Genomic DNA, 12,775 nt, shown 5'->3' on the forward strand with positions numbered 1-12,775 from the left:
TCACACTTCCCGCCGCGATGAACACCGCTGTTCCCGGCGGGATTTCTATTTTCCAACGCACGCAGATCCCGCCGCCAACCGTATCACCGTACGATGCCATAAAGCTCCTCGTCCTGCCGCGTCAATTGGCAAACTGGTGCCGTTTTCAGCCAGTTGAAAATGGCCGGCGGCGTCCACCAGATGAGGGCGGTGCCGTCATCCGCCGCGGTGATGATCCTGCTTTCCTCCGGCGAGAAGGCCGCAACATTGACTTTGAGCGCATGTTTGCCATAGTGCGCCAGCACTTCACCCTGCAAATTCCACAACCGGGCGCTGGCATCAACCGAGGCCGTGAGCACCTGCCTGCCGTCGGAAGAGAACACCAATGACGTGACCGCATACTTGTGCGCAAAACTGGCCTGCAGGTTCGCTTGCTCATCCCACAGCTTGACGCTGCTGCCGGCCGTTGCCAGTAGACGCCCATCGGGTGCAAACGCGACCACCCGCACCTTTTCCCGCTGCCGGAGCACCTTTGCAGCAGCCGAACCGTCGGTGCGCCACAGCCTGGCGGTGCTGTCGGCGCAACCGGTCAGCAGCCACTTGCCCTCCGGCGAAAAAACCGCAGCCAAAACTTCATCCTCGTGTTTGAAAACCCTGACCGCGCCGCCATGCGCGGACCACAAGGTGGCGGCACTGTCGGACGCAACGGTGAGAATATAGCGGCCATCCGGCGCAAACATGGCGTTCAGGACCTCGCCGTGAGGAGAAAACGTCGTGAGCAAAGTGCCGTCTGGCGTCCACAATCTCGCCGTGCTGTCGCGCGCGGCAGTCAAAATCCGGCTGCCATTGTCGGGCGAAAAAACGGCGGTTTCCACCGCGCCCCGATGCGGCAGGCTCACCACGCGCCCCTCTTCGAACAACCACAACCGCGCTCTGCCATCCCGGCAAGCAGTGAGAATGCGTTTTCCATCCGGCGAAAAGGCCGCTGCGTTCACCACCCCCTCATGCGCCAGACTGTCGAGCAGCAGGCCGTGCTCATCCCACAGTCGCGCCACGCCGTCATACGAAGCCGTGACGATGCGCCTGCCGTCCGGTGAGAAGCTCGCGGCCGTGACGCCCAGACCGTGTTGGGTCAGCCGATGCACGAATCGCTGCGAGAGATCCCACAGCTTGGCGGTGTGATCATTGGCCGCCGTGAGCATCTGCCTGCCGTCCGGCGAGAACACTGCCTGATTGACTTCGCCGTTGTAGGTGAACGCACTGAGGAAATTGCCCTGCTCATCCCAAAACCGGATGGTGCTGAGACTATCGACCGTGATCGTCAACAGGCGCTTGCCGTCGGGTGCCAGGGCGGCCGCCACCACACTGCTGTCAAGATTGCGCAACACCTTTCCTTCGCCATCCAACAATCTGGCCCTTCCCTCCGACGAAATCGTCACCACACGTTGGCGATTGGCGGCCGGGATTACCCGGTAAATCTGCTCCTCCTGCTGCAGGCGTTGCAGGAGCGCGCGAAAGTCTTCATCTTCGCTGCCGGCAAACGATCTCAAAATGCGCGTGCCGTCAGTCGAGAAATTCGACAGATCAGCCGGCTGGCCGGAGAGCAAAGAATCGCGATCGACGAGCTTGCCCTCCAGCTCCCACAAACTGACCACGGCATTCGCCAGCGTCAAAATCTGTCTGCCATTCGGCGAAAAAGCCGCGGCTTTGACTTCATAGCCTTCGTGATCGAAGCTCTGTCTCAGATTCCCGCGCTGATCCCACAGCTTGGCGAATCCGTCCTCCGCGGCCGTGAGAACTTGCGTGCCGTCCGGAGAGAACACCGCGGTATTGACGTGCTCGGCATGGGTGAAACGTGCGGCATAGAACGGTTGCCGGTCTTGCGAGTGAAAGATTTCGCTCAATGTGCGCGCCACCAATGCCGGAGATTGCGTTCCCAGAATCGCGTAGGCCGCTGCGGCTAGGCGCAATGCCCTGGTGTTGTCCGCTCGGAACAAATCCCGGGCGCTGAAAGCCAGTTGATTGGCCTGGGCGCGTTGGTAGTTTCGTTCCGAGACCCGCCACTGCCAGCCGGCGAGCAGGGCAAACAGCAAAATGCACACGGCAAGCCCATTGCGGAGGACGCGATTGCGCTTGCGTTCTCTTTCCCGTTGCGCCTTGCGCGCGCGGCTGATCTGCAACAAACGTTCCTCATCAGCATCCAACTGCCGCATGCCCGCCCGGCCCTGCTCCACCATCTCCAGGTCGGTGTCATTCAGCCAGATGTCTTTTTGCCTGGCACGAAACTCCTCGATCCTGCTGTGCAAGATGCGCGCGGCCTGCTGGCCCGGTTTGACCGAGTTGCTGTATTCCTTGATCACCACCGGCGCAAGCAGGGCATGCGCCAAACTGGTGCCATGCAACGAAACCTCGGTGAGCAGGTAGAGATCGCGGCATTTGCCGAGAAGCCGGCCAATCACCTCCTGACGGCCATGATAGATCTTCTGCAGTTGCGCAACCCGCAGACTCTGTGCACTGCCGGTGGGCGTGAGGTGCTGATGAAGCAAGTCCAACACCAAACCGGACTCCACGACGCCTGGCTCCCAGTTGCTGAGCTGTTCGAGCTGTTGCTTGAAAAACGCGCCAACCAGGCCGCCGCTCTGCTTGAGTTCCAGATACTGCCGTAGCGTCAGGCGCGGCGCTTGCGCGTTCTCGTTGACGGCGGCTTGCCACAACTCCGTCAGCACGATTTGCAGCATCGGCGCCAGCGGCGAGTCCTCGCTTTCCAGCAGATCGTCGGCGATGAGGTCCGGCAAGTTGCCGTTATTGTTCTTTTCAATTGCCAGACGAAATTGACTTTGCGTGGCCGGATGATGCGTCACGCCCTCCACGGCCTCAACGATTCCTTCCCGCGATAGCGGGCGCAGAAACACTTCGGCAAAGGGCAGCGCCAGCGCTTGCAAGGCTTCGCGTACGGGAAGAGAAATCTCCTCGCGGCAACTCAGAATGAGTTTCCCGCGCGGCTGCGCCTGGGTTGGCGCGAAAACCGGTTGCACGAGCTGCAAAGAGACGCGCAGGTGTTCCGCCAGTGCGGCTTCGTTGTGCTCGCGACCGTCCACGTTTTTCTCGAGCGCATCGAGCACGAGCAGCAACGGCCGTTCATTCTTCTCTTCGATGCGATGCCACAGATCCGCAAATGCCACTGTTTCAGCGCTCCGCGCCGTGAGTTTTTGCCGCTCATTTTCCAACACCTGCCGGGCGAATCCCGTGCTGGCGGCCAGAGCCTGCTGCAATTCAGCCAGTTGGAGGCGAAGCTCCTCCCGCCCGCTGGATTGCACGGGCGGTAACCCGCACTCGCTGCCAACTGCCTCCAGCGCTTGCGTTAGGGTGTCCGCCAAGTTTTGAGAGGAACGGCAACGGACGTACTTTATCGTGTAGTCATTTTCGAGGCGCGGCCCCAGCCCGGCCTGCAGCAAAGAGGATTTGCCCACGCCGGCTTTGCCGGAGAAGAGAAGAATCGGTTGACTGCCGGCGGTGATTTGGGTATGCAGCCTGCGAATCTCCTCGCCACGCCCAAAGAAGATCGCCGCGTCCTCCTTCTCGAAATCTTTTACCCAAACATACGGTGCCGCCGGCAGCCGGCGATAATAACCTTCCGGCAGCGGCAAGCCAAACAGCGGCTGATGGGCGGCTGCCGGCAGGTTCCACTCCTTGACGATCTCCGCGCCCGGGCGAAAGTAGATCTCCCATGGAAAACGATCACTGACTTCGGCCTGACCCTTCCAATGCAGCGCGCGGAGATTGGCCGTGCCTTTCTCGACTTTGACTTGATCCACTGCTTCCGCCCAGGCGCGATCGATCGTGAGACCGGCGGCCAGGCCGCGGTAAAATCGCCCGGAAAGATTGGTGGCCACAGCATCGTCAATCTTCTGCGAGGTGCCGATCACCGCGGGCAATCCGGCTGCGATCAGATCATGCGCCTGTTGCTGCGAACAACAGCCGTTCAAAAAGACCAACTGCAAGCCCTTCTGCCGCGCGAGAAAAGAGACCAGGCCCTCGCTGTGCGCAATGGCGTGTTCGCCGGTCAGCGACTCGAGCAGAAGCTCATAGCTGTCGGCATGGCCACCGTAGTGAAAAATGGCGATGCGATCCTGATACTCTTGAAACACGTCGAGGATGTTTTCGACCGTGGTGTTGGAGCGCTCCACCACTTCACACAGCCCGGCCTGTCGCGCCTTTTGCATGGCCTTGCGGATGCCGTCCAGCTCGAGAGGAAGATTGCGCAGATACGCACCACCCTCGACGCGATCCTGCGCAAAAGCGAGGAAGATTGCGGGTTTGTCGGATCGTAGCGCTGCCATCGACTATTTGCGGCCTGTTACAGATTTGCGCTTGCTCGCTGCTTTTGCCGATCCCCGGGTCTTGCTGCCCGCCTTCTTGACGGCTTTCTTCTTGGCGGCTTTCTTTTTTCCAGCCTTCTTCTGTACGACTTTCTTCTTGGCAGCTTTCTGCGGACCGGCTTTTCTCCTGGCAGTGCTCTTCTTCACCATCACCGCGGGGGCAAGTGCCGCTCCGCGCGGTCGAGGCGTGCGTTCCCGCTCGACCGGTGCTTCTTCCTCCAGTGCTTCCCGTCCGCGCGTGAATTCGGGCGGCAGCTCGAGGTCAAGCTCGGATTCCGGCAGGCGCAGGCCGCGGGTGGCCGGCACGCCCAGCACTTGCTTGGCGCGCGCGAAGTATTTCACCCGATCTTCGAGGCCCTTCAAGCCGCCATTGATGCGCTTGGTGATCGTTTCGAACATTTCGCCATCGGCCAGTTCGTTCAGGCCGTTTTCCCGCCAGTACAAACCGGCAATGCGAAACCCCACCTCCGGGGTCGCGGCTTGGTCGGGATGATTGATAAGATCGACGTTGAGCCGGCTGCCGTATTTCTGATAATTCTCACGCCCGGTGATTTGAATCGGGCCGCGGCCGCGAAAGCGCCACCCGTCGCCGCTGGCCTCGTCGCCGTTGCCGATGCGGTTGGCATAAACGTAGTTCGCCAGCTTCTCGGGATTGCGCTCATATTTCTGCGCCGTTGCCAGGTCGGGGAAGCGCTTGGGCCAGGTTGCCATCAGGCCCTTGGCGGAATAATTCAAATTCTCGGCAAAGATGGTCAACTCGCCGGACTCGTGGGCAATCTGCGCCAGGAACGCGGCCTCGCGCTTGGGCGTGTTTACGGCAAACTCATTCAGCGCCGTTTGCAGCGCGGGCAGAAAGGACGCGCGCTTGGCCTCCGGCAGTTTGGGCATGATTTGTTTCAATGAATCATCGGTGACCATAATGGTTCCTTTGGTTATGGTTTGATAATCCCAGCATCATGATGGTTTCGCATCTTGAGCACCGAACCGAAAACCGCGACGGCTGCCCACGTTCACAAGGGTGGGCAGCAATCATGGCCGGCATCACCACGCCACCGCCTGCAGCGCCTGCTGCCCGGCCGCGGAAATGAAGTAATTCAAATGATGGCAGGCCACGTTAACCCGCTTGGGCAAGGGATTGCGGCCGCCGTCGATGCCGAGAATACTCTCGACGCCAACCGCAATATCATGCGCGCTGTTGCCGAACAAAGCGTCCATCACCAAGCCCTTGCCGGCCTTGGCCAGCATTTTGGCAAAGAATTGATCCGACGGCTCCTGGTAGGTTGCGATATCGCCGGCGAGAATGGTGTAGCGCACGCCGGGATCGCCGCTGCTGTTAAGCGTGGTGATGAATTCCGAAGCAGGATGCATCTGCTCCAGCGTGGGCGTGATCTTCTTCGAGCGATTGAGCGCGAACAGAATGGCGCCGTTGAACGGAATCAGCGCAGGAACATAATTCATCGCCACGCCGGTGAGCACGTTGAGAAGCTTGCGCGCGGTATCGATCTTGCCGAAAGGCGAGCCTTGATTGGGCGTGCCGCACATCACGAGATGATCGACCATGGTGTTGCCGCCTTCACGCTCGATGAACCAGCGCGACACCAAGCCGCCCATTGAGTGCGCCACAAGGGTGAGCTTTTTGTCGTCATGCGCGCCCAGTCCGGCGGCTTCCAGCCTTTTCTTGAGATCCAGCGCCGTCTCCGCGATCGGCGTATTGAGATTCTCATAATCGAAGGTCAGCACCAAATCGAACTGCTGATCGAGGCCGGCCAGATGCAAACCCGTGGCGAGGTTCTCGGTGTCGCCGATGATGCCGTGAATCAGCACCACGAGGTTCCGCGCGGCATTCACTTTTTCGGCCAGCATGCTTTTGTGCCGCGCGATGGTGCCATCCGCTTTGTACTCCACCCAGCACAGTTGATTGACGTTCTGCTTGAGGTAGGTTTTGAAGAAATACAGCTTCAAGGCCTTGCCCACGCTGCGACGGTTGTCCGGCACCTCGGGAATGTGGTCAATGCTGATGTGCGTGTTGCCCTGCTCGTCTTTGACCGGATCGCCGCCGAGCAGGACGTGCTGGCCGTCGAACACCAACGGCAGAATGCCTTCATTCTCCTGCAACGGCACATGCAACTCGACTTCCAGGGGGTTTTCCCGCAAGGCCTCGGCGTTTTGAATGTCGGTCAATTCCAGAACACTTTCGTTATCCCCGCGGGTGCCGGCAAAATTGAGCATCGCCATGCCCTGGCGCTCGAAGGCTTTGTAGAAATCAACGACCTCGCCCACTCCGCGCGTTGCCGTCCGCACCGCGTTCAGGCTGAGATTGGCTTTGAACGAGGCATGCGCCTTGACGACCACCTGCCCACTGGCGAGCTGGGCCGCGCGGCTGCCGATTTGATCCTGCTGGCGGACGATCTTGATGCGCAGGCTCTTGGTGAACCAATCATTCTCATATTTCTTGACCGTCTTGGCGGGACTGAAGCCGCGCGTGGCAGACAAAACCTTGCCCAACTCCAGCGCCTCCTGCGTCAACAAGAAATCATCCACTTTCTCGGTGCTGACAATCAGCTTGAAATTTTCGCTGGCGTGATTGGCCGGCTCCTCCACCCAAAACTCCACCGCCGGATCACCGCCCACTTGCAGCGTGGTATACTCCTCGCCCGGCGGCACCGGCTCGTTGCTGAAAACCTGAATGCCGTAGGCGTTGGAGAAATGCGCAAAAACCATGTGCAGGGTTTGTTGGGTGCGGTTGCGCACTTTGAACTTGCCCGGGATTTTTTGCCATTCGCCGCCGGACTTGACGTAGTCCAGCGTGATTTCACCGGCAGGATAGTCGTGCTCGCCCTCCGGCAGTTTCTCGGAGAAGACAAAATCAACCAGCGCGGTGTCCATCTTGGTGCCGTGATTTTGCAGCGCCCAGCTTCGCTCCCAGCGAACCACGTGTTTAAGAATGGCCAGCATGGTCCGCAGGGATTCTTCCGGGCGCTGAGGATTCAGCTCCACTCCCTGAATGAGGAGATCCATTTCACGCTGCCGGAGCACAAGCTTGCCGTTCTCGACCGCAAGCGCGTATTGCGTTCCTTCAGCGATCTCGGTGAGCGTCGCGTTGACCGAGCCGTCCTGCGCCAGCGCGTTTTGCAGCAGCTCTCTGTGCTTCTCATCTTGGGCGCAATAAATCGGCAGCGGCGGCACCGGCAGCGTGGTGATTTCCGCTTGATAGCGCGCCGCCGGATCGCCGGCGATGCCCAGGCGCAATTCGCTCTTTTGCGGCCCGACCATGACGGTCGCAGCGCTGCCGGCAACGCGCGAGGGCTCGTCTTCCCGGTACAATGCCAGCGCCACGCTTTTCTCAGGTTCGGTGGGCAAACCATGCAGCGCGCCCGCGTCGATCTTCCAACTGTTGCCCTCGCAGTAGACGCTGTAACGCCGCGCTGCCTGCGAAGCAGCCCGGCCGAGAAATCCGCTCCAGGCATTGAAATTCTCATAGGCCTCGAACTGCGGATTCTGGTTGTCGGCGCGTGTGCGCACCGCCGCGCGGCAGCGCACGAACAGATCGGCATAGGTGATGTCGCCGCCGCACTTGCTCAACACCTCCAGCAGGGTGTCGGTAAACACCCCGCTGCAATCCGGCGTCTCCTGCGCTTGTTGCGTGCGTTCGCAGGCCGCCAGCAGGATGTGCCGGCTGGCTGGAATGGAGAGCGGCTGTTTCTTTTGCTGCAGCCTGGCGTAGTAACCCTCCACGTAACTGTCCAAGGGCCGCTCCGCAGAAACTTCATGGGTGACACGTGGTTTCAAGCCGCGAAAAGCGTCAACTGTGCGCGTGCCCGAGCCGGAATGGCAGCAATCCAAAATGACGGCCACGTGGGGATTGTTCTTTGCCAGTTCGGCCAGCAACACCGCCAGTTCCTTGTCGGCCAGATCAAATCCTCCGGGCCGGCGGCTGTCATAACACACCAGGCCTTCATCTTTGCCGACGGAAAAGAACTCTTTGAACGCGGCCGCGGATTTCCAGCGCGCGCCATGTCCACAGTATTGCAGCACCGCCACGTCACCCTCTCTAGCTTTGCCGAGATGGCTGCGAAATTGCTTGATGAGATTGCCGCGCGTGGCATCGCTGTCTTTCAGTACTTCGATCGCAAGCCGCGCTTTGTCGAAGGTGCCGGTCAGAAAGTCTTTGAAGTGATCAACATCATTGAGGCAGCCCGCGAGCCTGCCAACCTCCGGCGCATAGTCATTGATGCCGACGAGCAGGGCGTAGATTTTTGCAGCCATCTTTTTTCTCCGATTTGGAATGAATGACCGTTACTTCACATACAACATTTTGCGCGTCGCTCGAAATTCGTGCCCGCCGGTGACGCTGAGACGATAGAAATAGACCCCGGAGGTCAATGCTCTCATATCCGCCACGATCTCGTAATAGCCGGGCTCGCGGGATTTGTCTTCTTCCAAAACCAAAACCTCGCGTCCCATCATGTCAAAAATCTTCAAAGTCACACGGCCGGTCACCGGCAATTGATAACGAATCGTGGTGCTGGGATTAAAGGGATTGGGATAATTTTGCTCCAGCGCAAAGGTCGTGGGCACTGCCGGCAGGCCCGCCGTGTTTTGCCTGATATAGAACTCATTGCCAACCAGAATGGTCAGGCGCCTGGAAGGATAAGCATCAAAAAGACGAACCGCCAGTGCCGTCTCCGTCCTCAAATCGTGAACGATTTTGGTGACTTCATCAACCAGCAGAACGCGCAATTCCTTGGGCACGGCTGCCACATTCGCAAAGCGGAGCTGCACCGCATGCGCCGGTTCGCCTTTAACCGCGATTTCCCAGCGCTGGCCCTCGCTATCCAGCGCGCGGAAATCAGCAGTCAACTCGGCGGGAGAATTCCACTCCGGATGCGGGAAGCTGAGTCCGATGCCATCGGGCAGAAAAGGCGGCTCGTGCCAATCGTAGTCATCCAGATCATCTTTTGCTTCTTTTCTCACGCCGAAATAGTTGACGGCATCGCTGAATTCGCCGCTGGCTGCTGTGATTTGAATCGACCATTCGCCATCGCTGAGTTGGGTCTCTGCACTGCCGGCTTTTGCAGCATTGCGCGCGAAAGGTTCTTTGTCATTGGCAAAAACAATCGTGTCGGCTTCACTCGCGCGAATGAACAAACCGCCCCAGGGTTCCAATGCAAGTTCAGGCTCGATAGTCGGATTTCGCCACTGGCCGTCATAGCTCCACACCTGCACCTCTGTGCCGTGATTGCTCAACAACGTTCCTTTGCGTTTCAACTTCAATTGATTCAACTCAATGCGCGTGTTGTAGGGATTGCCGATCAGCGTCCAGTCACCGCCGCGCAATTGCCAGCCAGAAATGTTACCCAGCACGCCATCCGTCGTTTTTGCCGTTGTGCTGGAAACAGCATTCGTCAAGCTGCCACCGTCGCGGCGAATCATGAAATAACCCGCGCCGGTTTGCATTTGAATGTTCTCGTCCTCCTGCCATTGATTGTTTCCCGAATACGCATAGAAACGCCAGTTGCCGCGGCGGCCGTAATTGCCCAAATCTCTGAAAACATCTTTTGCTTTAGGCGAATTGGGCAAATCCAGCGGAATCGAAACGATGCGATACGCTGCGCCGCCAGTGCCGCTCGGCAGGCTGCGGGAGTTGCCCAGCGCGCCGGCAGCGATATTGACCGGCAGAGAGAAAAAGTCAACGGCACCGTTGGACAATGTTGCACTCCGCCCGGCCTTGTCGGTGGCGATGATTTGATAGTCAAGGCCCCGGCTGTTCACGCGCTCGCTGTCGATCACGGCTGTGCTGTTCACGAACGCGATCTTGCGCGCATTGCGATCCCACGTTTCACCAACGCGCCGGAAAAATAGATCGAATCCGGCGAGATTGTCTTCCGCAACCTGCTGCATGATGCTGACGCCACGGCCGGGCGTGGCGTTGGGCGGGGCGGTGTGCGGAAAGGGCGAAAAATCGGGATTGCTGCGATCCAAAACAATCGTGGCCGTGCGCACGGCAGATTCATTGGCTGAGAGGTCTTTGAACTTGGCATAAACGGTTTTCAAGCCGTCGCCCGGCGAGAGCCCGAGCACGCCAACCGCAGTGTATTTCACCCAGCTTGTCCCGCTGAAATTGGCATTCTCCGAATAGATCATGGAATCAGCCGCGTCCGCTGAGAACAAAAGGTCGACGGTATCGCGGGGAGTAAAGGCGGCGCCGCCGGCGAGATAGAAAAAATTGGCAACCGGCGGTGTGGTGTCCAGTGTTTGCAGATAGACCCCATTGTCAGTCGCGGCAAAGAAGCGATTCGACACCGGCAGATAGCCGAGATCATTGACATTGAGCTTGCCCAAGCCGGCTTGCAGGGCAGACCAATTTTGTCCGTCCGCGGTAAACGTCCAATAGACGCCCTGGTTTGTGCCGGCGTAGATGCGCCCGGCAAGCGCGGTCAACACGCGCACGTTCTTGTCATGCAGCGGCGCGCGGGCCGGCGTCCAATTGACGCCGCCGTCATCACTGAACAACACGCCACTCGAACTGGTGCCGGCATACAGCCGATTCTCCGTGAGAGTGAAAGCCGTGACCGATTGCTCCGCCATGGGCGCATTGGCGCGCACCCAATTGCGGCCGCCATCGGCACTCAAGAAGACGCCACTCGCCGTGCCGGCCACGATGGTGTTGGCGGTAGCGATGAGATGATAAACACTGCTCGCGTTGAGAGGTTGATGGGCGGGCGTCCAACTGGCGCCGCCATCGGTGCTGAAGAAAAGGCCTTTCTCCAGGGTGCCGGCGTACAGCGCGCCCTGCTGAAACAGCAGGCTCAACACGGTTTCATTGAGAGGCAAAGTTGTCCAATTCTCTCCGCCATCGCTGCTGCGGATGACGGCGTTCGTTGTTCCGCCATACAGATCGCCCGCAACCTGAATCAGCGAGAACAAATATCCGCCGCCAGATTGGGGACGCTGCCAGGTGACGCCGGAATCCGTGCTGTAGATCAGGGCCTTGCCGAACAGTGAGCTGAGTATGACCGATCCGGCAGTGGCGTACAGCTTGACGGCCTGCCCGGCGTCGCGCAGATCGATGAAAGGGCTGATACTCTGACTGATATCAGCCCAACTCTCGCCCAAGTCCGCGCTGCGGAAAAGCTGCAGCTTTGCAGCCCCCACGGTCGTTGTCGCCAGAGCCAAGACGTATTTCAGATCGATTTCCGCGTCGAATATCTTGTTTCTCTCTGCCAGCCCGGCATAAGCAGGCGCCCAATTCCTGCCGTTGTCGGTGCTAATGTAAACGCCGCCCGGCGCCCAAAAGGCGGGGCCAACGTCGCGCGGAATTTTGTCGAGCACACTGGCGTACAGCGTTCTGCCAACGGCACGCAAAGCGGAGATGCCTTTTTCGGAGACGGCATCCAAAGGCGGGCTGGCGGAAATCCAGGTTGCGCCCTGATCATAGCTCAGGAAGATGCCGCTGCGCGCAGTGGCGGCGATCACGATGCCATTGACCGCAGTGATACTGGTCACGAAGGTTAATGCGCCTTCCTTCCAAGTCTGTCCGCCATCGTCGCTGACCAGGAATGTGGCTCTGTCATCCACTTCAGGCAAGGATGCCCAGGCGAAAAGCTTGTTGCCTGCTGCCACCAATCCTCGGAACACATTGGTATTGAGTCCCGGGCCGTAGACTTGTGTCCAGGTCTCGCCGCCGTCAGTGCTTCGCCAGATTCCCCTGGTGTCCATATCGCGCCCATGATTTCCGATAAAAAGCATGCCATTCGCAGCAGCCAGCAATTCGCCATTAGTCGGCAACTTCACGGCTGTCCAGTTCATCCCCGCGTCCGTGCTCTTGAATAGACCCAAGCCGAATTTGGTCAACGCGTAGAAGGTGTTACCCAACGCAACGATTTGATCGACGGACTTGTCCTGCATGGGCGCAGCGGCTTGCGTCCAGTGGTCGCCGCCATCGCGGCTGTAGAAAACTCCGGCACTGTCGGTGCCCGCATACAAGCTCTCGTTGAGTTCGAGGAGGCACCTGACCGTAGTCTCGGCCAGCACCTGCTGCCAGGCAATTCCGCCTGCCACCTCGCTGCGAAAAATTCCATTACGGTCCACCGCGATAAAGAGGCGGCCCTGGGCCGCCAGCAACGGACGAACCTTTGCCTGCAGCGGCGTGGCGACGGGCGCCCATGCAAGTCCGGCGTCACTGCTGCGATAGAGCGCGCCATTGGATTCGGCAAAGACGAATGACGGTTTTTTCGGATCAGCCCAGAACGAGCCGACGGGCACTTTGCTGTCGCCCGGTCCCGTGGTTCGCCAGGCGTCGTCACGGTTTTCGAATTGTGCAGCGGCCGGCCTGCCGGCGGCGAGCAGAATTATGAAGACAAAACCGGCTGTACACCGAATGCTCTTTTGCATGAACTTCTCCTGGTTCAGCGCCA

4 protein-coding genes are annotated in these 12,775 nt (G+C 59.3%); all 4 read right to left on the reverse strand.

Features of this window, described 5'->3' with window-relative positions; genetic code table 11:
* Nucleotides 1-83: 83 nt before the first annotated feature.
* Nucleotides 84-4,319 (reverse strand): AAA family ATPase, encoded by a 4,236-nt coding sequence (locus L6R21_12985; protein ID MCK6560103.1) that lies wholly within the window; start codon nucleotides 4,317-4,319, stop codon nucleotides 84-86.
* A gap of 3 nt (nucleotides 4,320-4,322) precedes the next feature.
* On the reverse strand, nucleotides 4,323-5,246 hold the full coding sequence (locus L6R21_12990; GenBank protein ID MCK6560104.1) for a glycoside hydrolase family 19 protein: 924 nt from the start codon (nucleotides 5,244-5,246) through the stop codon (nucleotides 4,323-4,325).
* A 153-nt stretch (nucleotides 5,247-5,399) separates the two neighbouring features.
* The gene (locus L6R21_12995) at nucleotides 5,400-8,624 is read right to left on the reverse strand and encodes an alpha/beta fold hydrolase (GenBank protein MCK6560105.1); all 3,225 of its coding nucleotides are present in this window, start codon (nucleotides 8,622-8,624) and stop codon (nucleotides 5,400-5,402) included.
* Between the two features lie 30 nt (nucleotides 8,625-8,654).
* Nucleotides 8,655-12,752: a T9SS type A sorting domain-containing protein gene (locus tag L6R21_13000; protein ID MCK6560106.1), complete on the reverse strand. Its 4,098-nt coding sequence runs from the start codon at nucleotides 12,750-12,752 to the stop codon at nucleotides 8,655-8,657.
* Between the last annotated feature and the right edge of the window lie 23 nt (nucleotides 12,753-12,775).

Source organism: bacterium, assembly GCA_023150945.1.
Lineage (GTDB): Bacteria > Zhuqueibacterota > Zhuqueibacteria > Zhuqueibacterales > Zhuqueibacteraceae > Coneutiohabitans.